The sequence below is a fragment of the Streptomyces sp. NPDC056169 genome (genome assembly GCF_042268445.1).
Taxonomy (GTDB): Bacteria; Actinomycetota; Actinomycetes; order Streptomycetales; family Streptomycetaceae; genus Streptomyces.
Window position 1 is genome coordinate 71508 of record NZ_JBHJUO010000020.1, and the last position, 24737, is coordinate 96244.

The 24737-nt window shown below is 73.6% G+C and carries 16 protein-coding genes; 3 read left to right on the forward strand and 13 right to left on the reverse strand.

The annotated features are described in order from the left end of the window. Positions 1-164: 164 nt before the first annotated feature. Entirely contained in the window at positions 165-1964 is a 1800-nt protein-coding gene (locus ACFC0G_RS30325; RefSeq protein ID WP_376409151.1) for a SpoIIE family protein phosphatase, read from the forward strand. Positions 1965-1988: 24 nt separating this feature from the next. Here the strand turns inward: ACFC0G_RS30325 and ACFC0G_RS30330 are convergent, their stop codons facing one another. Beyond that, positions 1989-2330, reverse strand: a complete 342-nt coding sequence (locus ACFC0G_RS30330; RefSeq protein ID WP_376409154.1) for a YkvA family protein — start codon at positions 2328-2330, stop codon at positions 1989-1991. A 133-nt stretch (positions 2331-2463) separates the two neighbouring features. On the opposite strand from ACFC0G_RS30330, the gene ACFC0G_RS30335 reads away from it, so the two are divergent. Then, complete coding sequence (locus ACFC0G_RS30335) at positions 2464-3234, forward strand: hypothetical protein (RefSeq protein ID WP_376409156.1); 771 nt, start codon at positions 2464-2466, stop codon at positions 3232-3234. Here ACFC0G_RS30335 and ACFC0G_RS30340 read toward each other — a convergent pair. Next, entirely contained in the window at positions 3194-4492 is a 1299-nt protein-coding gene (locus ACFC0G_RS30340; protein WP_376409159.1) for an amidohydrolase, read from the reverse strand. The two genes, ACFC0G_RS30335 and ACFC0G_RS30340, sit on opposite strands and share 41 nt — an antisense overlap. A gap of 153 nt (positions 4493-4645) precedes the next feature. Here ACFC0G_RS30340 and ACFC0G_RS30345 point away from each other — a divergent pair, with 153 nt between their 5' ends. Beyond that, positions 4646-4816 carry a thiazolylpeptide-type bacteriocin gene (locus ACFC0G_RS30345; protein ID WP_376409161.1) on the forward strand — a complete coding sequence of 57 codons (171 nt, stop codon included), beginning with the start codon at positions 4646-4648 and terminating at the stop codon, positions 4814-4816. A 98-nt stretch (positions 4817-4914) separates the two neighbouring features. On the opposite strand, the gene ACFC0G_RS30350 is transcribed toward ACFC0G_RS30345, so the two are convergent. From ACFC0G_RS30350 to ACFC0G_RS30400, 11 genes are all read right to left on the reverse strand, one after another. Then, positions 4915-6891 (reverse strand): TOMM precursor leader peptide-binding protein, encoded by a 1977-nt coding sequence (locus ACFC0G_RS30350; RefSeq protein ID WP_376409164.1) that lies wholly within the window; start codon positions 6889-6891, stop codon positions 4915-4917. Beyond that, positions 6888-7643: an ABC transporter permease gene (locus tag ACFC0G_RS30355; RefSeq protein WP_376409167.1), complete on the reverse strand. Its 756-nt coding sequence runs from the start codon at positions 7641-7643 to the stop codon at positions 6888-6890. The genes ACFC0G_RS30350 and ACFC0G_RS30355 overlap by 4 nt, the downstream gene beginning before the upstream one ends. Before the next feature lie 2 nt (positions 7644-7645). After that, positions 7646-8617 carry an ABC transporter ATP-binding protein gene (locus ACFC0G_RS30360; protein WP_376409169.1) on the reverse strand — a complete coding sequence of 324 codons (972 nt, stop codon included), beginning with the start codon at positions 8615-8617 and terminating at the stop codon, positions 7646-7648. A gap of 39 nt (positions 8618-8656) precedes the next feature. Next, positions 8657-9763: a metalloprotease gene (locus ACFC0G_RS30365; protein ID WP_376409172.1), complete on the reverse strand. Its 1107-nt coding sequence runs from the start codon at positions 9761-9763 to the stop codon at positions 8657-8659. Then, the gene (locus ACFC0G_RS30370) at positions 9760-10866 is read right to left on the reverse strand and encodes a lantibiotic dehydratase C-terminal domain-containing protein (protein ID WP_376409411.1); all 1107 of its coding nucleotides are present in this window, start codon (positions 10864-10866) and stop codon (positions 9760-9762) included. Before ACFC0G_RS30370 ends, ACFC0G_RS30365 begins: the two co-directional genes overlap by 4 nt. Before the next feature lie 74 nt (positions 10867-10940). After that, a complete protein-coding gene (locus ACFC0G_RS30375) occupies positions 10941-13790 on the reverse strand; it encodes a lantibiotic dehydratase (protein ID WP_376409175.1) in 2850 nt (949 codons plus the stop codon). 12 nt (positions 13791-13802) lie between these two features. Beyond that, positions 13803-15467: a nitroreductase family protein gene (locus ACFC0G_RS30380; RefSeq protein ID WP_376409178.1), complete on the reverse strand. Its 1665-nt coding sequence runs from the start codon at positions 15465-15467 to the stop codon at positions 13803-13805. Positions 15468-15508: 41 nt separating this feature from the next. Beyond that, a complete protein-coding gene (locus ACFC0G_RS30385) occupies positions 15509-17533 on the reverse strand; it encodes a TOMM precursor leader peptide-binding protein (protein WP_376409181.1) in 2025 nt (674 codons plus the stop codon). Beyond that, entirely contained in the window at positions 17530-19776 is a 2247-nt protein-coding gene (locus ACFC0G_RS30390) for a TOMM precursor leader peptide-binding protein (protein WP_376409184.1), read from the reverse strand. The genes ACFC0G_RS30385 and ACFC0G_RS30390 overlap by 4 nt, the downstream gene beginning before the upstream one ends. Before the next feature lie 232 nt (positions 19777-20008). Continuing rightward, complete coding sequence (locus ACFC0G_RS30395; protein WP_376409187.1) at positions 20009-22036, reverse strand: BTAD domain-containing putative transcriptional regulator; 2028 nt, start codon at positions 22034-22036, stop codon at positions 20009-20011. A 758-nt stretch (positions 22037-22794) separates the two neighbouring features. Beyond that, positions 22795-24597, reverse strand: a complete 1803-nt coding sequence (locus ACFC0G_RS30400; protein ID WP_376409190.1) for a methyltransferase — start codon at positions 24595-24597, stop codon at positions 22795-22797. Positions 24598-24737: the final 140 nt, after the last annotated feature.

Here is a 24737-nt window from a genome sequence, read left to right on the forward strand (position 1 = left end):
ACCGGAGGTCCCGTTCCCGTAGGCGCGCCTGCCTCCCGAGCACCGCTTCCTCCCCCTCCGCGCCGTACCGGCCCGGTTCCCGGCCGGAAGTCGGCCGATCGGCCGAAAAAGGGTGCATGCTGAGCACCAACAGTGGTCGAGTTCCTGTTCCGGAGGTCGAAAGAATGAACGGCGGCGAGGGAAGACGGCGCCTGGCCGCCCGGGCTTCGGCCGGAAAGGGTGCCGCGGCGCACCGCTCGGCCGGAGCCCGCAGACGACTCGCCCGGGGTGGCGGCGAGGTCCCGCTCGACCGGCTCACCACGCGAGGTCGGCTCGCCTGGCTGAACTCCGCCGCTTCCAGGATCGGCACCACCCTCGACCTGGAACGCACGGCCCAAGAGCTGGCCGAGTTCACCGTGCCCCGCTTCGCCGACGGTGCCGCCGTCGACATCCTGGAGCGTGTCCTGCGGGGCGACGAGGGCGCACAGTGGACGGGTACGGGTGTCCCGCTCATGCGGGCCACCGCCCTGTGCGCCGTCGAGGAGCTGTCCTCTCTGGAGCCCACTCCGGTGGGCGAGACCACCGCCCGCGTCGAGGAGACGCACGAGACGCTGCTGCACCGCTACTGTCTGCGACAGGGCAAGCCCGTGCTGGTCAGCCGCATGAGGAACGACGACTTCATCAAGGTCGCGCCGACGGAGAGCGCCGCGGCGAAGATGCGAGCCGCCGGAGTGCACAGCTATCTCGCCGTGCCGCTGATCGCCCGCGGGCTGCTGCTCGGCAGCGCGGACTTCGTCCGCGGCCCCGGAACACCACCGTTCTCCACCACCGACCTCGCACTGGTGCAACAGCTGGCCTCGCAGGCCGCCGTCTACATCGACAACGCACGGTTGTACGGGCGCGAGCACGAGCACGTCGTCTCGTTGCAACGCGCACTGCTGCCGCGCGCGACCCCGGTGACGCCCGGGCTCCGCGTGCACTCCGAGTACGCGCCCTCGACGGCCCACCACGGCGTGGGTGGCGACTGGTACGACATCATGGCCCTGCCCGGCGGACGTACGGCCCTCATGGTGGGCGACGTCATGGGCCACGGGCTGCCCGCGGCCGCCACGATGGGGCGGCTGCGGACGGTGGCCCGCACCCTGATGACGCTGGACATGGCTCCGGAGCGCGTCCTGGCCCGGCTGGACCTCGCCACGCGTGACCTGGAGGACGAGCAGGTCGCCACCTTCCTCTGCGCCGTTTTCGACCCGGCCGACTCCACCTACACGCTGGCCAGCGCCGGGCACCTGCCGCCGCTGTTCCTCGACGGACACGGCTCCGCCGAGTTCGTGGACGTACCCGTCGGCGCGCCGCTCGGGGCCGGAGTGATCCCGTACGACCCGATCCGTGTCAAAGTGCCGAGGGGCGGCAACCTGGTCATGTACACGGACGGGCTCGTCAAGTCCCGGCGCGCGGACATCGACCACCAGCTGGAGTCCCTGCGCTCCACGGCGTGCGGCCTGGCATCCGAGGCTCTCGAAGCCGGCGGCTTGATCGAGCGCGCCCCGGCCGACCCCACCCGTTTCGACGAGGCCGTACTCATCGTCGCGACGGCCGTCTCGGAGGCCCCGGCCGACCTGCGCGAGTGGCAGTTGCCGCAGGAAGGGCGAGCGGCGTCCGTGGCCCGGGGCCTGGTCACGGACCAGCTCGCCGAGTGGGATCTGACGGAGCTCACCGACGTCTTCGAACTCGTCGTCTCCGAACTCGTCGGCAACGCCCTGCGCTATGGCAACGGGCCCGGCAGACTCCGGCTGCTGCGCGGCGACCGACTTGTCGTGGAGGTCTCGGACACGGGCCCCGACCTGCCCCAGATCCAGCACGCGGATCTCAGTGACGAGGGCGGCCGAGGTCTCCAGCTCATCAACATGCTGTGCCGCCGATGGGGCTCCTGCCGCACCGTGACCGGCAAGGTGGTGTGGGCGGAACAGAACCTGCCCTCCTGAGGACGGCCGGAACGCCGGCACACCTCACTGAGTCTGCGACACCGCCGCCGGACCGCTCCCCGAGGCCTTCGAACCCCCGGGGAGCCCCCCGGGAGCCGCCTCGCTCCCGGAGGTCGCCGCGTGCAACACGCGCAGGGCGATCAGGAGGACGCCGATGTCATCCAGATAGACCGGGTCCGGGATCAGGTCGATCGGCGAGATCGTGTAGGCCACCGCTGCCCAGAACAGGGCCTTGGACCGCAACGGGACACCGGCGGCCAGCAGCAGCCTCCGAGCCTGGAAGACGCGGACGAGCAGAACAGCCGCGAATCCCGCCACCACGAGCACGAGAACCACGGCCACGATGAGCCAGAGGGAGCTGTCCATGCTGCTCTCCTGCCCCGTAGTGGTCCAGGCCGTGCGGTCGTGCGCGGCTGCTACAAGGCTACGACGTCGGGACCGCCGATCGGCGTGACTCTGCGTTGCGGCGCCGGTCGGGTGTGAGGAGGTAGGCGATGCCATGTCGCTGAGCTCGTCGGCGTACCGGCGTCCGGCCGCCTCGCCGGTGGCGGCATCGGGGCGTACGGAGTTGTGGAAGCAGGCGCCGAGGAGGGCGCGGGCCGCGGTGTCGACCGTTGCGGCCGGACCCGCCGGCGCCGGGAGCATCGACGACTTCGAGCTCTTCTACGCCCGCCGCGCAGTCGACCGCTTCCGGACACTGCTGGGCCGCCAAGGGCTCCTCGACCTCCTGGCCGCGGACATCGAGGAGGGCAACGCCTTTCTGCGCGAGAGCGCCCGCACCTCCGACGGCGCCTTCAAGGGGGGCACCACCGTGCTCGCGGCGAAGGGGCTGACCTCGGGCGAGTTCCTGGCCTGGATGGACAAGGCCTTCGCCGGCGACGAGAAGCCGCTCCTCGCGGCGCACCCCGAGCACTACGTGATGGGCACCGATGAGATCGGCGCGCGCGTGGTGGAGAACATCGGCCCGCACGTCGCCGACTTCTCCATGGGCGGCTGGGGCACCGACGCGCTGGACTGGGCCAAGGACGCGGCCGAGCTCCTCCCGGAGTCGGAGTTCCCGCGCAATATGTCCTCGAACCTCTTCCTGGCCGATGGCACCGTCGTCGGGCGGGCCTTGATCCAGTTCGGCGACACCGCCGACGGCTTCACCGCGAATCTGACGGTCTACTTCCCCGTCACCTGCCCGGACGAGGTCCTGGAGCACCACCTGCGGCACTACGCCGTCGAGTTCAGGAACTGGATCGTCGCCGCGGCGGCCGCCCGCGCCTGAGACCCCTGCCGGACGGCCGCGCGAGCCTGCTGAGTGCCGCCACCGCCAGGGCGGTGACGGCGGGCTGCAAGGCCGTGCGCGGGTCGGGGGCGAAGAGAGGGGAGTGGTTGGGCGGGAGCCGGCCCGCCGAGGCCGTCCACTGACGGGGGCTCGCGGTGCCGACCATCCAGTAGACGAGGGGGACGTCCTTCTCGCCGTGGAGCGCGGCGCCCGCGCCGCCGTACAGCGGGAAGTCCTCCGAGGCCAGCGACGGCGGCCAGTCGGCGACCCGGGCGGAACCGAAGAGCCCCGTGTGGGCGGCGCGGACCGCCCGGGTCGCGGCGGGATCGCCCCACAGCGCCGGGGCGCGCGAGACGGCCGTCACCTCGGGCTCGCGCGGGCAGGCGGAGGCGGCGCACTCGGCCCGGACGATGCGCTCGACCGCCGCGAGCGCGCGGTCCAGGGACGAGTCCGTGAGCGCCCGCAGGCCGATCCCCAACTCCGCCGTGTCCGGCACCACGTTCACCGCCGTGCCCGCACGCAGGGTGCCGACCGTGAGCGTGACCTGGTCGGCGGGGGCGCTCTCGCGGGAGACGATCGTCTGCAGCCGGGTGATCACGGCCGCTGCCGTCACCACCGGGTCCACGGCCAGGTGGGGCGTCCCGGCGTGTCCTCCGAGCCCGTGCAGCACGACGTCGAGCGCGATGCTCGCCGCGGTCACCGGAGCGTGCGGGGTGCCGTGCGCGACCATACCCGCGGGCAGCGGCGCCGCGTGCTGGGCGAGGACGGCGTCCGGTCTGCCGAACCGCTCGTACAGACCGTCCTCCAGCATCGCGCGCGCACCCGTCAGCGTCTCCTCGGCCGGCTGGCCGAGGACCACGAGGGTCCCCCGCCAGTGCGCGGCCGCGCGGACCAGGACGTCCGCCGCCCCGGCCGCGGCGGCGAGGTGCAGGTCGTGGCCGCAGGCGTGCATGGCGCCGTTCCCGCTCGCGTACGGCAGCCCGGTCCGCTCCTCCAGGGGAAGGGCGTCGAGTTCGGCCCGCAGGTACACCCGTGGGCCCTCGCCGTTGCGCAGGACGCCGACCACACCGTGACCGCCGATGCCCCGGGTGACGTCGAGGCCCAGGGCGTCAAGGCGGTCCGCGAAGAGCCCGGCCGTGCGGCGCTCCTCGCCGGACAGCTCCGGGACCCGGTGAACGTCCAGGTACAGAGTGAGAGCGGGACGCAGTGCCTCCCCGGCCGAGGCGAGGACGGGGCCGAGGGGTTCGGGCTGGTTCACGAGGCTCCAGAGGGGAGGAGGCACGCCGCTGGCGTCACGTGCCAGCGATGTGCGTGCGGGAGACATGCCGAACGGTGAGCGGGTGGCGGTGGAATGAGAGACGTACACACCCCCCGGACGGTCCCGTTCGGACCGTGGTCAAGAGGAGGCGCCATGAACAAGGACCTGGGCACGCTCGCCGACGAGATCCTCGAACTCGAGGCCGAGACGTTCGAGATCTCCGACTACTCGGACGCCAGCGAGGTCGTGCTGGCCGGTTCCACCAGCACCAGCTCGACCTCGACCTGCAGCTCCACCACCAGCACCACCTCCTGCTCGGCCTGATCGACGTCCCACCGGCCGGATCACGGCCGGAGGCGCGCCCGGTGTCCGTTCCTCGGACACCGGGCGCCTTCCGTTCCGCCGATTCCGGGGCTCTTCGGCTACGGGAACGGGTGCGGGACCCTGCGGATCTCGGCTTCGGTCAGGTCCGTCGCACGATGGCCGCCCCGGCGCAGGGCCGTCCGCAGCCGGGGCAGCAGCGGCGCCCGCTGCCGGTTCCAGCCGAAGTCGAGCGGCAGCAGACCCGGTACGAGGGTGCTCACCGTGCACAGCCCCATCCGCTCCTGTTCGGGGGTGGTCTGGTCGACGACGACCACGTCGTGTCCGGCCTCCGCGAGCATGTCGGTCACGGCCCGGACGTCGTCCTGGAGATCGTCCGTCCGGGGCCGGCCGGTCGACTCCCAGTCCCGGTAGACCTCGTCGAAGCGACGTACCGCCAGGGGCTCCAGATATCCCCGGGCATGCATCGCCATCCGCGGCAGCCCATACAGCTGCGCGTGGTCCTTCAGATGGCGGACGAGGCCGAAGTCATCGGCCATGGCCTCCAGTTCGCCCCTCCGCTCCTGCGTCTGGCGGGAGAGGTGCGGGATGTAGGTGAGCACCTCCGACAGCGCGCCCTCCACCGCGGACCGGGGGTCGAGCGAGGCCGCCGCCGCGAACGAGAGGGTGCCGGGGCCGCCGTCGCGGCGTACGGCCACCGCGGTGACCACGGGGACCGGCAGGTCGATGCGGTTGTCCAGGACGTGGACGTCGTACCCCTGGAGCGCCGCACGTTCCGCCATGGCCGCGGACGACCCGCCGCCGACGGTGACCAGGTCGATCTCGGCGAGCCGGGCGTCGCCGTACCAGGCGTTCAGGAAGGCGTCCCGCTCGACGAGTTCGAGCAGCCCGCCGAGGACCGCCTCTTCGAGGCTGCCGCCGATGGCGCAGCCGTTGGAGCACTCGAAGACGAAGTTGTCGGCGGCGAGACCCGCGCTGTAGTACACGAGCCGGGAGGGGACCAGGACCGGACGCTCGTCGCGGAGCGACCAGCCCCACTCCCAGGGGATCGCACGGTCCGGGTCGAACGGGTCGACCAGCGGATCGTCGCGATAGGTGCGCGGATCGTAGAAGCCGCACGTGGCGGGGTCGACGGCGTCGTCCCGGAGTTCGTTCCAGGAGCCGGTGACGGGGGTGTGCCGGCCGCGCCGGTGGGTTCCCGCGTACCGTTCGAGGCCCTCAAGGAAGGCCAGGGTGCGGCTGGTGGAGAAGGTGTTCTCCTGGCCGCTCCATGTGACGTCGTTGAGACCGGCGTAACCGCGGACGAAGACGCTCCCGGCGACCGGCGCCGTCGTCGGCGAGGTGACGCTGATCCACGTGCCGCCGCCCAGCGCGCCGCAGACCGGGTTGGCGAGCGCCTCGCGCGGCAGGGGGTACGAGGACGCGGCACGCAGCCGGTACGTGCCCGGGTCCGGCTTCCGCCGCTCGGCGAAGGCCATCGGACGCGGCCCTGCCGGGGCGCGGTCCGGAGCGCAGTCGGGGCAGAGCGGGTCGGCGAGGAGCGGGTACGTGCGGACGGCGAGCGTCGGCAGGTCGATGCGGGACACCTGCGGCAGCGCCCGGTCGGCGGCATCCGGCGAGGCGGGCTCGGCCCCGGGTCGGCCGTCGAGCACCGCCTGATGGAGGGCCGCGACCGCGTCGTACACATGGTCGGTGAGCAGCGGCCACACCCCGGCCGGGCGCGGTCCGTCCGGACCGCCGGTCTCCAGCGCGTCGCGCTCGCTGCGGCTGCGCAACCGCTGCCAGCGCAGGGCGAGGCAGCGTCCGCAGGCGGGCGCGGTGCCGTCGCCGCCCCAGGGGCCGACGAGCACCGCGGAGGCGGTGAGGTGGACGCGGGCGTCGGCGCGCTCGGCCGCCCAGGGGTCGGGGGCTCTTCGGCCGCCGAGCGGTGTGCCGGCGTCCGTGACCCCGACCGGGACGACGGGTACGTCGCGTCCGAGACGCACGGCGAGCGCGGCCCGTAGACCGGCCCGCGCCTCGTCGAGGGGCAGGGGCAGGGGCGGCGCGGTCCCGCCCAGGGTCTTCCCGGCGGCGCTCACGACGACTTGGTCCAGCGGAAGGTCCTCACCGCGACCGCGCCGAAGACCAGGGCGAACACGAGCAGTCCGACGCATCCCACCCATACGTCGGAGGAGTCGCCGCGGCCGGCGAGCGCGTGGGACACGGCGTCGTTGAGATAGCGCAGCGGCATGGCAAGCGAGACGTTCTGCAGCCAGGACGGCATCGAGTCGAGCGGGAAGAAGGACCCGGACAGGAACGCCATGGGCAGCATCAGGAAGTTGGCGACGGCCGCGACCGACTCGGGCGTGTCGGCCAACGACCCGATGATCACCCCGAGCAGCAGGAAGGTGGTGATGCCCAGGATCAGGACCGGGATCAACAGAGGCCAGCCGGAGGCCGGTTCGAGGCCGAACACCGGCAGCATCGCGACCCCGACGAAGAGCAGCGACTGGACGGCGCCGACGACCAGCGCGATCGCGTAGCGGGAGCCGATGACGGCGGAGAGCGGGGCCGGGGACATCCGGATCAGCCGCAGGATGTCGTCGGTCCGCCACTGCATGAGGGTGAAGGCGATGCCGAACACGGCGGCGTTCGCCACGCCCCAGGACAGCACCCCGGACGCGGTGTACGAGAGGTAGGACAGGCCGCTCTCCTCCACGGCCTGGCCGCGGAAGATCAGCCCGAAGACGACGAGGAAGAGGAGGGGGAAGGCGAACGTGAAGAAGAGGGTGGTCTTGTCGCGGACCTGGGCCCGGTAGCCCGCCCCGGTCAGTGCGGCGTAGGCGCTCATGGTCAGGACTCCGTGGTCTCGGCGTGCGGGTGGCCGGACCGTCCGGCACCGGTGAGGCGGGCGGTCAGGTCGAGGTAGACGTCCTCCAGGCTGGCGGAGCGGGTCTGGACGCCGTCGAGTCCGACGAGCTTGTCGACGGCGGAGAGGACACGACCGGACGCGTGGGTCTCCAGGACGAGCGAGCCGCCTTCGACGCTGACCCGTTCGACGCCCTCGATCGCCGCGGCCCGTCCCTCGTCGAGGCGGCCCAGGGGAAGCAGCAGACGGCTCGGGGCCCGCGAGGCGCCGACCAGGTTGTGCGGGGAGTCGGTCACGGCGATCCGGCCGTCCACCAGGATGGCGATCCGGTCGCAGAGGGCCTCCGCCTCGTCGAGGTGGTGGGTGGTGTGCACGATGGTGCGTCCCTCCGCCTTCAGCCCGCGGAGCACCTCCCACAGGGCGCGGCGCGCCTGCGGGTCGAGGGCGGCGGTCGGCTCGTCGAGGAAGATCAGCTCGGGACCGTGGACGAGCGCGGAGGCGATCGCCAGCCGCTGCCGCTGACCACCCGAGAGGTTCTCGACCTGGACGCCCCGCTGCTCGGTGAGGCCCACGGAGTCGAGGGTGGCGTCGACGGCGCTCCGGGGCGCCCCGTAGAGAGCGGCGACGGTCCGCAGGTGCTCGTGGGCGGTCTGCCGGACGAAGAACGCCGAGCTCTGGGTCTGCACGCCGAGCCGGGGGAGCAGCGCGGTGTTGCGGGGCCAGGGGGACTCGCCGAAGACGGAGACCGTGCCGGTGTCGGCCCGGCGCAGTCCCTCCATGATCTCGATCAGGGTGGACTTGCCCGCACCGTTGGGGCCGAGGAGCCCGAAGAACTCGCCCCGGTGGATCTGCAGGGAGACGTCGTCCACGGCCTGGCGGTCCCCGTACCGCTTGGAGACTCCCCGGACCTGGACGGCGGCGGTCGGCGAACCGCCCGCGGCGGATGTGGTTGACATGGCCTGTACCTCACTCATGTGGTGCGCGGTTCCTTCGGGTCAGCCGAGCAGGTGGAGTACGAACGTGATCGTGGCCGCCGCGGCGAGCAGGACCACGCCGGTGGAGCCGAGCGCGTACGCCGTGTAGATCCGCCGGGCCCGAACCGAATAGTCGGCAAGGGCCTCGGCCCCCGCGGCCCCGCGGCGACGCAGCGCCAGATAGGTCCGGGTCTCGGGGGCGAGGTGATCGGCTCCGAGGGCGTGTCCGAGCATCCGGTACCCGTCGAGCGGCGGCAGCGGTACGAGATTGCTCAGCGCCTGGATCGTGCCGAACACCAGGAGGCCGGCGAGCGGGGAACGCTCCGGCGCGTCGGCGGGGAGCAGGAACCACCAGACGCCGAAGGGCAGCAGGAGCAGCATGTTGAGATGCGCGCCGGCCCCGGCGATGACCAGCTTGGCCCTCCGGCCCGGCAGGAAGAGGTAGTTGTCCACCGTGCAGTAGAGGAGGGCGGCGGGGAACCGCCAGCGCAGGCCGATCTCGGCGACGTGCCCCCCGTAGTGCTGGGCGGCGACGCCGTGCGCCAGCTCGTGCAGCGTGATGCTCGCCCAGAGGAACAGGGCGACGCCCATCAGCGCGAACGGCTGCCGGACCAGTTCGGCGGTGCCGTCGAGCAGTTCCCCCGACCGCCATGCGAGCGCGCCGATGAGGGCGAAGACAGCCGCGAGGAGCGGTATTTGGACGGCCGGGTGGAGGAGGGGACGCAGGAGGCGGTGGAGTCGGGCGGTGGTCGCGTCGGCGTCCGCGACCATCGGACGGGTGCCACGCCAGAGGGAGTTGGGGCGCTGAGGGGCGGCGGTCGGAGCGGCCGGATCGGGCGCGCCGACGAGGAGGCCCCGGGTGCCGAGGAGGCCGAGGAGCCGGTTCCAGTGCTCCTCGCCGAGCCGGCGGCCGAACCGTTCCGCGTACGCGGGCGCGAGGTCGTCAAGGGTGCGCGTGCCGTCGAGGCGCGACATGAGGAAGTGCTCCTTGATCCCGACCTCGAACGCCGCCCCGGTGACCGGGTGTCGGACGAGGTGCACGGTCCGGGGGCCGCGCAGGAGGGGCGGGCCGAGGAGCACCCCCGGCCGGAGGGCGGGGCGATACGCCCGCGCCGCGGTGGCCGTCATGCGTCCGCCGCCGCGACGTGCGGGTCTCTGAGGACCTGGCCGAGGACGAAGGACAGGTAGGCCTCGTCGCGGATCGTCACATGCAGCCGGTTGTTGGTCATGTGCATGTACGGGGAGAGGAGTCGGGGGAGGACCGACGGCAGATGGGTGAGCGGCGCCGCCGGGACGGCGTCCGCCGGTTCCGTGCGCATCTGCCCGGTGTCCTCGCGGGCGGGGCCCTCATGGAGCGGGAAAAGGAGCTCGCCCCGGCCCGTCAACTCCTCGATGCGACTCCGCAGTTCCAGGCAGTGTTCCGCCCAGCCCCGCAGGAAGGACGGCAGCCGCTCCAGCTCGCCGCTCGCGATCGCGTCCCGGACGGCGGCGAACCGGCGGCTCAGGACGGGCGCCATCTCGGCGTAGTTCCGCTCGTACTCCTTCGAGCCGATGAACCCGGTCCCGGGGAAGGCCCGGTGCCAGAACGCGTAGTAGCCGTCCAGGTAGTCGGCGAGCCGGTCCTCCTCCGGCAGGAAGCAGCTCGCCATCACCATCATCAGCTGTGCGGAGGTGCCGAGCAGCACGGTGCGGAGGTGGAGGTTCATGGTGCGGAAGGCGTCGACGACCAGCTCGCTGGAGTGGCGGAAGTGCCACTCCGCGAGCTCGACACCGGCCGGGCCGCCGTACTTGGCGTACTCGGGGGCGTACGGCTCCTCGCTGAGGCTGTTGTTCGGGCGCAGCCTCATCCGGCCGTCGTCGCCCATGTATCGACCCCGGTCCTCCCCGGGGAACTCGATGTCGAACAGTTCGTTGTAGAAGTCCTTGAGGAAGCCGGAGTCGACCTCGTACAGCGCGGGGCGGCTCTTCAGGAAGGCGGTGAGCGACTCCTCGGCCCGCCGTCTCACCTCGGGAGCCGCGGCCGGGCTCGCGGGGCGCAGCCGCAGTCGCACGTGCGGGCCCTCCAGCCAGTAGTTGATGAAGAAGTGACCCGCGAGCAGCCCCTCCGCGGTGAGCCCGGCGACGAGCGGCCGGACGCAGTCCACCAGCATCGGCCGTGGGCTGGCGGCGTAGAAGACGTGCAGGGCGATCCACTCTCCCGGTTCCTGGACCGGGGAGCCGGGAGCACCCATGCCGGGGCCGGGGCCGGGCGTGACGCGGGGGACGGGGACGGGGGCGGGTACGGGGTGCGGGGGGATCAGTTCGGTCATGTCGGGCAGTCCTCGGTGCGGTGGCGGTAAGTGAAGGTCTCCACGGCCAGTTCGGCCACGTGCCGGCCCTGGGCGGACGTCAGATGCAGCGCGTCCTCGGCCGGGCACATCTCGCGCAGCGCCACCCCGGTGCCCGGCTCGCGGTCCACCAGGGCGTCGAACGAGGTCAGCGACAGCGGACTCGCGAAGTCCACGTACACGGGCTTGGCGCCCAGGGCCCTGCGGCCCTCGCGGAGCACCGTGGCGAAGACCTGGTCGGGCAGGCCGTGCCGGTGCTGCCAGCGCCGCCACTCCAGGTACCACGACGCCTCGTCCGCGCCGGGGCGGCGGACCGGCAGCACGGCGGCGTCCGCCGTCCAGCTGCGACGGCTCAGCACGATGTCGCCGTGGACCACCCGCGGCCGGCGCGTGACGCCGTCGACGGCCGGACCCTCGGGGACGCCGCCCCAGACATCGGTCGGTGTCATGGAGCTCGGCGAGAGCAGCAGCAGGGTGCGGGGGATCTCCGGCAGGGCCACCGGAACGAGGTACCCGAGATAGACCGGGACGACCTCGCGGTCGAGCCGGTGCGAACGCAGGACGAGACGGTCGGTCCGCTCGTCGTGCTCCAACGAGAGGTCGCTCAGGTCGAGTCGGGCATCCTCCGGAACCGTGGACGTCTCGCCGGGGCACACGATCTGGTAGTCCGTCAGCCTGCCGTGCAGATTGAGGTTGCTGGTGACGGGACCACCGGTCAGCTCGGCGAAGACGGCCCCCCGGGGCTGACGGTCGCGCAGCTCGGCGCGCAACCGCTCCGAGAGTCCGGCCCCGCCGGTCGGGACGGCCCCCGGCATCCGGTCGTAGACGTGGGTGAAGCGGCTGAAGGGGAAGGCGAGTCCGCCGTACGAGCGGTTGAGGACCACACGGGGGCGCGCCTCGCCGTCCGGGGCGGGCAGGGTCACCTGGAGGTGATGGCTCTGGGGGACGAAGTCGTCGACGAGCGGCTCCAGCGCACCCGACACGGCGGCGAGGAGGTCGGCGGGCAGCCGCAGTTCGTCGTCGGTCCCGTTCCGCTCCCACGCCTCCCACAACTCCCGCATTCCCGCGACGAACTGGCGGCGGGCGCCGTCCAGGCCGCGCAGCGCGGGCTGGCCGAGCCAGTTCTCCTCGGGGACGTACTCCCCGTTCGCGTCGAACGTCGTGCGCTTCGCGGCGAAGGAGACGTACTGGTCGAAGAAGTCCTCGTGGAAGTCGTGCACGAGGCCGAGCAGGTCGTCGCAGCGGCCGCCGCGCCCGAAGCGGGCCAGGAAGAAGCCGTGCAGGGTGATGCGGTGGGGCAGCGTGAGGTCGAACATCGGCAGCACGCCCTCGACCGCCCGCAGGGCCTGCCCTGTCGCACCCGTCAGAAGTCCCGTTCCGCAAGGCAGGTCGGAGCCCGCGCTGACGTCCTCGTAGAGAAGCGTGCGCGGCAGTGTGGGCTCCTCCGCTCCCAGCTCCCTCTGGACGTCGAGGAGTTGCTCGCGCAGGGTCCGCAGGATCGCGCGCCGTCCGGCGAGATCCGCGGCGGGGTACGCAGCCAGGCAGGCGGCCGGTCCGTCCAGGGCGTCGGCCACCGAATCGGCCCACGAGGCCGCCAGGTCACGCAGGGCGAGCTGGAACGAACGCAGCGGGTCGGGGCTGTGCACATCGGTGCGCAGGCACGGCACTTGGACCATGCCGAGCTGGAGCAGCGCGGCCGCGTACCGCTCGCACTCGCCCGGGTCGGCACCGTGCTCGGTCCTGAGCCACTCGACCAGGTCGCGGTGGCGCAGTCCCGCACGCTCGTCGAGGAACGCGAGCAGACGCTCCAGGGTTCCGCTGCCCCGGAGGTAGAACAGCCGGTCGCGGACGGAGTCGAAGGTGACGGACGCGTCGTCGTCGCCGCTCGTCACCCACTGCCGTACGTAGCGGATCCGGTCCTCGTCACGGCCCCAGCCCGGGGACAGTACGACGGGGAGGTCCTGGCGGCGCACGGGATCGGCGAGGATCAGCTCGGCGAGTCGCCCCAGGGCGACCACATTGAGCCGTACGTGACCCTTCCAGGCCTCGGGCCCGCCGACGCGCAGGTCGGCGCCTTCGCCGGGCCCGGCGTCGAAGATCCCGGTCGCGACCGGGGTGAGGGTGCTGAACGGGCTGGTCTTGCACGCCGTGCGGTAGAGGTACGCGAGCGCCGACCGTTCGATCTTGCGCATCCGCTTGCCCGGGTCGGCACGGGTGTCGCCCAGGTAGGCGTCGAGCCGGCTGTCGAGCACCGGTGACGCCAGGAGCAGTCCCCGGCGCAGCGGCTCGCCGGCGAGCGCGGTCCGCAACGCGACGCGGGCGGTGCGCAGTTCCTCCGCGAGGAGGGCCGGGCCCACGCCGAGGAGGCCGCCGTACGCGACGCGGTCGTCCAGCCAGGCTGAGACGTGTGCGCCGGCCGTCCCGTCGAGTCCGGTCACCAGCCGTACGGCCGCGGCCGGGTCGGCTGGCAGTCGGTTGTTGAAGATCTGGCGGCGCAGGGCGAGGAGCGCCCGCCGGGCGTCGTCGCCGACGGCGTCGGCCGCCTCGACCAGGGCATGGAGCTCCTCGCTGAGGGCGGCGCCGCCGGCGGCGAGACGTTCCTCACGGGTCAGGACCTCGTCGGCCCAGGCGCGGGTTCGCGGGCAGCGCAGCCCGTGCACGGTCTCCACGGGCAGACCGGCGGCGCGGAGCAGGAAGCGCGGGCCCACCTCCCATGTGACGGGACGGGGGAGCGGGGTGTCGGCGTTCGAGCCCGCATCGGTACTGTTCCCGGTCCCGGTCCCGGTCCCGGTCCCGGTGCTGGTGCTGGTGCTGGTCAGCAGTGTCATCGCGGGTCCCCCTCAGGCGATCTCGTGGCGGAAGTCGGCGGGGCCCGGGCGTTCGTTGCCGAGCGGCATGATCAGCAGCGGCGCCTCCGCGGTGCCCTCCAGGCCGAGCCTCTCGACGAACGACACGTTGTCGAAGCCCAGGGCCACTCCCGCGCCGAGCGACAGGGCGGACGCCGCCAGATAGAACGTCTGGGCCACGGCGCCCGCCGTGCCGACCGCAAGCCGGTAGCCGCGGTCCCCGACCGCGTCCAGGACGGCCGTCGTCCGCACCGTCGGCACGAGGACGACGCCGGCCCGCTCCAGGTTGTAGTTGGCCAGGAAGTAGTTCTCCTGGAGGAACGCTCCCTGCGGGCCCGGGACCACGAGCGCGAGATCGCCCCTGTCGGGGTCGTAGACGTACGCGCCGGGCGCGATGTCCCGGACGTGGTTGATGAAGGCGTACAGACGGACCTGCCGGAGCGTGCCGTCCGGATCGGCCTCCCCGCCGAGGGACGTCGCCGCGCAGGCCGCGAGCACGGACGACAGCTGGCCGGGCGTGACGGGGTCGGCCGCGTCGAAGCGCCCGAAACTGCTGCGCCGGCTCCGCAGGACGCGGCGCACCGACACCTCGGGGAAGGCGGGTGCGGGCAGAGGGACCCGGGTGCCGCCCGTGGGGACGGGCCGGGCCGCCGCCGGGGCGAGCGCGCCGGGCGCGGGCCGGTCGGCGGCGCCGGCCACGGTCGTCGCGTGCATCGCGAGCACCGTGGGGAACTCGATGACGGTACGGGAGCGCTCGACGTCCCGGTGCCGCACCGCCGGGTCGGGGCCGTCGGCCACCGCCGCACGCGGCACGGTGCGGTCGCCGTCCCAGCGCAGGGGCACGACGGCGAACACACCCTCCTCCTCGCCGGCCGTGCCGAGCAGGCCGTTCAGCCGGGGCTCGTCGAACCACAGGAGGGGCGCGGTTCGCAGCCCGTGAGCGGCGGCCCAGATGCGCCAGGTCTGCACGAGCGTCCCGACATCGGTGCAGACCACATGGAAGCCGAAGCTGTTGTACTTGAAGGCCGTCTGCCAGTACTTCACGCCGAGGATCAGGTACTGGTCCGTCTCCAGGGCCTCGGCGGGGGCGTCCTGCCCCAGCGCCTCGCGCACCCGGGCCGTCACGTCCCCCGTCGACAGCCGCTGTACGGCGTGCCGCTGGACGTCGTAGTAGTGGATGCCGGGCGTGAGCGGGCCGGAGGGACCCGAGGCCCAGTAGACGCCGACCGGGTAGAGACCGCCGCCGCCCGCCGTGCCGCGGGACCAGTTGGCGTGGGTGTAGAGCGGCAGCCCGGACAGGTCGCTGTTGGCCTGGATGCCGAGCCGACGGCCGGTCAGCCCGTACGAGTCCTTGAGCATCGCGGACAGCAGGGGGAGGGTGAAGCCCCCGGGCGCCTCGGGAGCCCCAGGCGCCCCGGGCGCCCCGGCCGGACCGGCCGGTGCGGCGGCCGCGAGCCTGTCGCCGGACCGGGGGAGAAGGCCGGCCCACGCGGGCGCGTCGGCCAGGTCGTCCCCGTCGGGCAGGGCGTAGGACTCCACGCCCGGGTAGAACTTCCCCCTGCGCGGCCCGTCGGGCCAGTCGGGGACGAAGTCGGCGGGTTCCATCGGAACGCGGCCGCGATGCAGGACGGCATCGGCGTACTCATGGGCGTACCCCATGGGGTCGGCCTCCTTTCGGACGGCGTGCGGGACGGGCGCCGCTAGGGGAAGGGATGGGGGGCGGGGTGGAGTCCGGCGGGGCCCAGGGCCGCGCGCATCCGGGGCATGTGGCGGGCCCGCTGCCGGGACCAGCCGAAGTCGATGGGCAGGAGGCCGGGCACCAGGACCTTGACGGTGTGCAGACCGAGCGCGCGCTGCTCCGGCAGGGTCTGGTCGACCACCACCACGTCGAAGCCGGCGGCCGTCACCGCGCCCACGGCGCGCAGCAGGTCCTCACGCAGGTCTGTGGCGACGGTGGCTCCGTCGGCGTCCGGCCACGCGAGGTCGGCCACCGCGAGGGGAGGCCGGCGGTCCGGCTGCCGCAGCAGGAAGTCGGCGTGCCGACCCATCTTCGGGACGCCGTAGACCAGCGGATGGTCGTGGAGGGTGGTAACCCGGTCGAAGTCGGCGGCCATCGCCCGCAGCCGCGCCTCGTCGCGCCGGGTCCGGCCGACGAGGTTGACGGCGTCGGTGGCGATCTCGCAGAGCGCCGAATCGAGCGCGGACTCGGGATCGAGTCCCGCGCCCGCGCCGAAGCACATGCGGCCCACGCCCCCGTCGAACCGCTCGGCGCACGCGGTGACCACCGGGACCGGGAGGTCGGCCCGGGTGTCGAAGAACCGCGCCCGGTAGCCGTACATGGCCAGCCGGTCGACCATGTGCCGGGTGCTCGCCCGGGAGCTGGTCGACGGGTCGATCTCGCGCAGCGGCACCTGCCCGTACCAGGCGCGCAGGAAGGCGTCCCGCTCGATGACCTCCATCAGGCCGAAGTAGACGGCCTCCTCCGTACTGCCGCCGGACGCGCACCCGTTGGAGCTCTCCTGCACGAACCGGTTCTCCAGGCCCGGGGCGTGGTAGTACGCCAGGACCTCCGGCACCGCGCGCGGCGCCGCGTCCCGCAGCGACCAGCCCCACACCCAGGGGATCTCCCGGTCCGGGGCGAAGGGCCGCACCCGGGGGTTGTCGCGGTGGAACTCTTCCGCGTACAGCCCGGTCTCGCGCGGGTCCACGGCAACCGGGCCGAGGTCGTCCAGCGACGCGCGGAGACGCGCCGTCCGGGTCCGGGCGCGCATCCCCGCGTAGCGCTCAAGGCCTTCGAGGACCCCGACGCACACGCTGCGCGCGTAGGTGTCGGCATGGCCGCCCCAGAATGTCTCGCGCAGGTACTCCCCTGAGCGGGACGAGAAGCAGCCGACGGTGGCCGAAGTGGTGGCCGAGGCGACGTCGCAGACGACGGACGGGCCGATCGCGCCCCAGTGGGGGTTGGCGAACGCGTCCAAGGGCAGCCGGTAGTCCTCGATCCGGCGGACCCGGAAGACGCCTGGCCGGTACTTGGGTGCCGGACGCAGCGTCAGCGTGGCGGCCTCGGCGGTGTCCTCCTCGGGCGTCCCGCAGGAGGGACACTCCGGGTCGGGCACGAGCGGATGGCTCCGCACGGACAGGGTGTCGAGGTCGATCAGATGGACACGGGGGTACGGGCCGGGCTCCGGCCCCCGTTCCGCCAGCCCCGCGATCAGGGCGGCGACGGTGGCGGCGGCGAAGGGGACGGCGTACGGCCAGTCGCCCGCGGAGCGGGTCTCCGACCCGAGCTCGAGCCCCTCCCGCAGGGGCACGGAGCGGACTCCCTGCCAGCGGCGGCGGAGGCAGGTCGCGCAGCCGGCGCGGTCCGCGTTCCCGGCGGTCCCGGGCGACACGGGCCACGGGCCGACGAAGACCTGACGCCCGTAGAGATGCACGGGGACCGGGCGGCCGGCGACGGCGGAGTCGTGGCGGGGGCCGTGCCCGTCGGCGGTGTCCGCGTACGCGTCCCGTACACCGAGGGCGGCGACCGTCACGGCCGGCAGGGGGCTGCCCGATACGGCCCCGATCGCGTCGAGCTCCGTGCGCAGGGCGACGGCGAACCGGGACGAGGACCCGGCGCGCGCGGGCGCGGCGGGGGCACCGGAGGTGTTCGTGTGCGGCAGGGGCGCGGTCCGGGCCTCCGGCGGGGCCACGGCCTCGGCTCGGGCCACGGTCTCGGCTCTCATCGGGCTTCCCGGGTGAGCAGGACACGTACGGTGTGGATGCCCGCCGTCGGCAGGTCGCCGGCGTGCGTCGGGACGACGAAGGCGTCCCGGCCCGTGGCGGCGAGACGTTCCAGGACGTGGGGCCACTCCACGGGGTCGCCCGGTGCCTGCGCGGGCCCGTCGCCGGTGACCGGCACGAGGCCAGGGGCCAGGTCCCGCAGCAGCGGGTCGCCCTCGTCGGTGGTCCGCTCCTCCCCGGCGAGCTGGACCACTCCCAGGAGGTCCCGGATCGCGTCGACGGCGGCCGAGGCCAGGTCGAGGGCGGCGCCGACGGCCCAGCGGCCGGGGGCCGCGTCACCGGGCGCCGTCCGCGCCATGACGACCGACGCGCCGGAGTGCGCCCGCTCGCCGAGGTCGAGCAGCTCGACGGTGAGGCCGAGCAGTGCGGCCGACCGGAGCAGGAACGTCGTCTCCGGGTCCGCGCCGAAGACCTCGGGTGCGATCAGGGCGGTGTCACCGGAGCCCGCGACGGCCCGGCACAGCGCGTCGTGGGCGAGTGCCGACAGCAGCCCCGCGGCCGCCGCGTCCGGGAGGTCCGAACCCGCCCCGGCTCCGGCCCGGGTGGGCTCGAAGCGGCGGTCGGCGTTGTCCGGGCCGAAGGGACGCACGGCGCCGGTGGGCACCCGTACGACTTCCTTGGTGAGGAGCGAGGTGGCCGGTGTCCAGCTCGTCGTACCGCCCGCCCCGCCCGTTCCCGATGCGATGGTCAGGGTGTCGGGGGCCACCGGCGGCAGGGCGTCCAGCGGCTCCGCGAACGCGGCGGACGGGACCACGTGTTCGGCGTAGACCACCGCCGCCGCGTTCAGCGCCCGTAGCCGGGCACCGGCGGTGTGGTGCACGTCGAAGGCCGTGATCGTACGGGTGCCCCGCGGCCCCAGACCGAGGACGACCGAGCCCACCTTGAGGGGGGTCTGCGTCAGCGGCTCGTCGGCGTACGACCTGAAGACCCCCGTGAAGGGGCGGACGAGCGCCGAGCGCCGCTCCAGTTCGGCGAGCGGCCCCTGGGCGGCGTCGTCGTCGGGGGCGGTGGCGACCGTCGGCAGGAAGGCGGGACGCGCCGGCGCCGACGTCACGTCGACCGGCTCGGGCAGGCCCGCGACGGACGAGCAGAACGGACAGCGCGGGTGGGCGAGCAGCGGCTCCGACGCGACGTCGAGGCTGGCCATGGACTGGACGAGCACCCGGTCCCGGGTCTCGGCCGGCAGGGCCTCGGTGACCAGCCGGAACACCTCGTACCCGAGGAGGTTCCCGAGCATCGCCGCGAGCGGCCCGGCTGGCTGGGTGCCCGGTGTGCCGGTGCCGAGGGCGAGACCGCTCCACAGCTCGGCGGCGTCCGACGCGGCGGTACCACCGGCCGCGCCGAGCCGGAGCGCGGCGCAGGACCAGCAGGACGCCGAGTCCGCGGTCGTCACGGGGCCGACGACGGCCGAACCGCCGAACGTCCAGGCGGGCAGCAGCGTACGACCCCGGGGCACGCCCTCCCGCAGCAGCGGCAGCATGAGGCCCGGGACGTCGGCCCCGGCGGCGGCCACCACCACGTCGTACCCCTCGTACGAGGACCAGGCTTCCCGGCCGCGGACCGTGTCCCGCCCCGGCAGCAGCGGCAGTTCGACGGGGCAGCCCTCCTCGGCGAGGGCGGCGGCCTCCTCGCGGACGGCCGCGAACTCCTCCCGTGTGACACCGGCGTCGCTCTCGGCCAGGGAGCGCTCGACGCCCACGGCGGCGCAGCCGTTCCGGACGAGGGAGAGCACGCACCAGCGGGCCACCGGACCGTCCCCGACGACCGCGACCCGGGTCTCCCGGAAGCGCGCGAAGCGGCTTGCGGCGGCGTCGGCGTAGTGGTCGATGTACGCGATCTGCGGGGCGAAGCGGGCCGCGGCCTCCGGAGAGGGCGCGGGCGCGGCGGGCGTCCCGTCCGGCGCCGGCACGGGGCGGGCGAAGTCCCGCCCGTAGAGCGCCTGCACCAGCTCGCCCACCATGGCCTTCTGCGCGTCACCGAACCCCGCGCATATCTCCTCGACCGCTCGGCTGCCGTCCAGGTACGGCATGAGGAGCGTGGCGAAGCGGTAGCCGGACTTCGCGGTGAGCTGGAAACCGCCGTCGGCGTTGTGGAAGATCACGCCGTTGGGGGTCTGCGTGAACAGGACATCTCGACGGACTCGGGGCCGGGTTCCGGCGATCTCCGCGTACGACGTAAGGGTCATGCGTGCGTCACACCTCTCGTTACGGGGCGGCGAGACGGAGCCCGGGGTGGTGGGCCGACTGCTCTGCTCGGGATGCTGCGGGGGACGGACTGCGGGGCGTGTGGGTGTACGGGGTGTGCGGGGCGTGCGGGGTGTACGGGGTGGTCTCGGGTACGTGGGGCCCCCGGGTCTGTCCGGCGTCCAGGGACCGGCGTCCTGGCTTCGGCGGACGGGCCGGGGAGGGGCCCCGTCGTCACCTCATGGCGGCCGGCCTGCTCCCGTCCAGCTGCGGGAACTCCCCGTGCCGGGGCGGGCGCAGCAACGCGGGGGCGTGGCCGGCGGAGGAACCCGCCGCACGGCGGGCGTGCGCCCGCAGCAGATCGTGCGTCCAGAAGGCGCCGGGCTGCCCCTCCTCAAGGAGGCCCGCGTCGAGGAGGTCCTCGATCACCTGCTCCGCCGCGTCCTCCGGAAGGCCGAGGAGCCCGGCCGCCCTGGCGGTGGTGAGCGGGTCGTGGGGCGACGAGGCGAGGCGCAGATGGGCCTCGGCGAGCGCGGGAGGGAGCCGTCTCAGGGCCTCGTCGAGCCGCTGCGGCACCGACATGCGGGGGTCGTCGGCGAGGCTGAGCCGGCCGACGGGGTCGTGCCGGAGCCAGTCGGCGTAGTCGGCGAGGCGCAGCCGGGGCCGGGTGAGCAGCCGGGCGGCGGCGATGCGGAGGGCGAGCGGATGGTGGCCGCAGGCGGTCGCGAGGGGGATCGCCGCGGTGGGCTCGGCGGCCATCCGGTCCCGGCCGAGGACGGCGGTGAGCAGCGCCTGCGACTGCTCCGGATCGAGGGCTCCGAGCCGGTGCACGGTGCCGCCGTGGGTGGCGACGAGCGCGGCGAGCCCCATCCGGCTGGTGACGATCGCCGCGCCGCAGGCGTACGCGGTCAACAGAGGGCGGACCTGATCGGGGTGGACGACGTCGTCCAGGACGAGCAGGACACGGCCCCGGCCCGCTCCGGGCCGTACACGCAGTGCGTGACGGAGCTCGGCGGCGGCCTCCTCCGCCGGGCGGGGACTGCCGTCCGGACGGGTCAGCGGCACCAGGAGGCAACCGTCCGGGAAGTGACCGCTCACCAGGTGGGCGACGTGCAGCGCGAGGGCTGTCTTGCCGATACCGGGCGCTCCGGAGAGGACGGCGAGCGGAGCCCGCTCGGGGCCCGCGCCGGGTCTCTCGGTCGTCAACAGGCTTACCAGGGAGTCGACTTCGTGCTCCCGTCCGGTGAAACCGGGGACGGTGGGAATCGGCGGGTGCGGCGGCGGGGCGCCGTGGACGCCGGGCTCTGCGGAGTCCGAAGGGCCCTGCGGGCGCCGGGAGTCGCGAGGGCCGCGGCGGCTGTGAGGGTCCCGAGGGCCGCGCATGTCCTGAGCGGGCGGGGTCGCGTCCTGTTCCGCCGGTGCGGAACCGCTGCCGGCGGAGGCGGGTGGGGGCGGGGACAAGGAGGGAACGGCCGCGCTCGGCGCCGTCGTCAGCGCCTCCGGCCTTCGCGCCGCCTCGACGCGGCCGAGGTCCTCGCCCCGCAGGATCGCCAGTTCCAGACGCTGGAGTTCGGCCCGCGGATCGACGCCGAGCCGTTCGCGCAGGTGACCCTTGATCCTTCGGTACTCCGCGAGGGCCTCGGTCTGCCGGCCCGTCCGGTACAGGGCCACGATCAGCTGCTCGGCGAACCGCTCGTGCGCCGGGTATACGCGCGTAACCTCCCAAAGATCAACGAGTGCTTCGCGACATCGGTCGTGCTCCAGTTCTATGTCGCAGACTCGCTCCAGCACCCTCAGCCGCTCCTCGGCGAGGCGGGGCACCTCGTCCCGGTGCAGCAGGTCGGAGGGGACGTTGGAGAGCAGGCCCCCCTGCCACAGGGCGAGCGCGCTGCGGAGTGTGTACAGCTCGGAGCCGGTCCCGGACGACGCGGCCCGCTCGACGAGCCGGCGGAAGTGGAGCAGGTCGAGCGTCTCGGCGTCGGCGTCGATGCGGTAGCCGCCGGCCACCGCGACGACGGCCTGGTCCTCGATGCCGTACTTGGCGAACAGCCGCCGCAGGCGCAGGACGCAGCTCTGCAGGGCGGTCTTGGCCGTCGTGGGGTGTTCCTCGCCCCAGACGATGTCGCGCAGCCGGTCGGTGGAGACGACGGAACCCGGCCGGACGAGCAGCGCGGCGAGCAGCGCCGTCGGTTTGGAGGGCGGGAGCATCACGACGTCCCGCCCGTCGGTGACGCTCAAGGGCCCGAGTAATTGGAATCGCACCGTCGTGTTCGCCTTCCTCGTCCGCTGGTACCAGGTGGGTCCCCAGGCCCTGTCCGGTGGATCAGGGTCGGACAGGCCCTAGGGATGGCCGGAGCCGTGCGGCCTGGGGCGGGAGGTCGGGGGCCGGGCGGGTGCAGCGGGCATGACGAACCACCGGGGAAGGCAGGGGGGAGGCACGGGGGAACTGCGGTGCGCTGGGCTGCTGCGGTCGCCGGAGCGACCTGGTGGGAGCGGGGGATGACCCCCTGGTCGGCGTCAAGGTCAGCAGGGTGCAGGAGGAAAGTACAGCGGCGGTGCCACGGAAGGGACGGGGCCTGAGCCCTTCTGGACATCCCCCGGGGAGTGGTTGACGGTGCGGTGCGGAGCGTGCAGCGGGGCCGGGGGCGAGGGGCCAGGAAGCTGGCTGAAGAGGTCATGACAGTCTCTGTCCGATATTCGGACGACCGTCGGGAGCGGGTCGATGCCCTCGGGAGATCGTTGGCCGGGTACGCCCGAGGTAAAGAATGGCCACTTTCCGACCGTCCGACATCGGTGCCTGTGGCCATGAACGGTGGCGGCCCCGGGGGTTCCTGGGGCGGGGGCCGCGCCGCCCCCGCCAGGCGGCTCACCCCGCGGCCCGTGGCCGTCGTGAACGACGCATCTCGACGGAGCGTCCTGTACGCGAACAGTGGATGAGCCGGGCCCCGCCACCGCCGGAGGCCACCCGGAAGGTCACGGACCGCGGGGCACGTCTGGTGACTTCAGGCCAACTGGTGACTTCAGGTCAACAGGCCGTGGGCATCCGCCGGGCCCGGCCGCGGGGCCTTGCGGGCGTGCAGGACGTGGGCCTCCAGGGGCAGGGGGGTGCGGTCGACGAGTTCCAGCCCGGCGTCGCCGAGCAGCCGGGCGTAGTGCTCGGCACTCCGCTCGCGGCCTCCGACGTTGCACATCATGTGGAGGTCCCAGGCGGTGGCCAGCGAGGGGGAGCCGTCGGTGGGGAGGAGCCGTTCGACGATCAGCAGGTCGGCGTGGGCGGGCATCGCGCGGGCGCAGTGACGCAGGATCTCGCGGCACCGGTCGTCGTCCCAGTCGTGCAGGATGCGGGAGAGGACGTAGACGTCCCCGCCGTGCGGCACATCGGCGAAGTCGCCGCTGCGGTAGTCGCAACGGGCGCCGCACTCCATCGAGCCGAGCGAACGGCGGGCGGCTTCGACCGCGTGGGGGCGTTCGAGGAGCGTGCCGCGCAGGGACGGGTGTGCGGTGAGGACGTGCCCGAGCAGCTCCCCGTTGCCGCCGGCCACGTCGACGACGGTTCGGGGTGTGGGGGCCTGGGCCGCCGCGGTGATCACCGGGTGGGCGGGGAGCGGCTGGAACATCCGGGAACTCGCGGCCATGGAGCGGTCGAAGAGGTCGGCCAGTTCGGGGTCGCGGGCGAAGTGGTCGAAGTGGTTCTCGCCGAAGAGGTGGTCGAAGCCGGGCTGTCCCGTTCGTACGGAGTGGTCGAGTGCGGCGAAGGAGCGGTAGAAGGGGCCTCCGTACATCAGCGCCAGGGGGCGCATCGAGTCCGGACGGTCCGCGAGGAGCAGGCGGCCGAGCGGGGTGAGGCGGAACGCGCTCTGTCCGAGGGGGGCTTCGGTGACTTCGACGTCCTCGGCCACGACGCCGAGCATGGTGAGGTAGCGCAGGAGCGTGCCGAGGCCGTCGGGGTGGGTGGCGGTGCGCCGGGCGAGTTCCCGGAGGCCGGTGGCGCCGGCGGTGTCCATGGCCTCGGGCAGGCGCAGGCGGGCGAACGCGGCGAGGGCCTGTGTGGTCCACGCTCCGGTGAGCAGGTGGAGGAGCGTTTCGGCGGGTCGCTTCGTGCCGGGGCGTTCCCCCAAGTGGGCGGCGAGGACCGTGCGGTGGTCGCCGGGAGCATAGAGCTCGAGGCGGCGATAGCCGCACGTCGAGTCCGGGGTGGTGAAGTAGAGGACGGTTCCGTTCTCGTGCGGGTTGTACCCGCCGCCGTCCGGGCGAGCGCCGTGCCTGCTGAGCACCGCGCACAGACCGCGCAGCACGAGCGGCTCGGGGTGCTCCAGTTCGAAGGCCAGGTGGGTCTCATGGCCGAGGGCACGCTCGTGCGCCGCGATCGGTTCCAGACCGGATCCCGTGGGTACGGCGAGGGCGAACACCTCCACCGCGCGGGGTTCGTTCGTTGGGCCGTGGACGCGGGGACGCAGGATCCGCACGTCGAGATCTGCCATGTCGTGGCGGTGGCGCCGGGCCAGACGTTCCCGTACGACGACGCTGGGGTGCGACGGGGTGTCGGCGGCGAGCCCGCTCACGGCGAGGAGGTCCCGCAGGTGCTGCGGGTCCCGGGGAAAGAGCAGGATGCCGACGTGGGCGAACCGGCAGTACGCGGCCACGGAATCGAGTTCGGGACCGTGCAGGCCGGGCAGGAGGAGGGGCAGCAGCGTCGCGCTCTCGTGGTGCCGTACGAAGGCCGCTGCCGCGCGCAGGCGCGCGGCGTCATCGAGAAGCATCGTTTCACCGGGCAGCGGAGCCGCGCCGGGGAGGTGGGCTTCCGCGGGGAGTGTCGTTGTCATGACGGGGGTGTCCTCAGGTGGGAGCTGGGGTGGAGGGCATGGTGCGGCCGGGGTGCGGCCCGGTGAGAGGGGAACGGCGCTCGGGAACGGCGCTCGGGAACGGGACCTGGGACGGCGCCCTGGACAGCGCCAGGGATGGC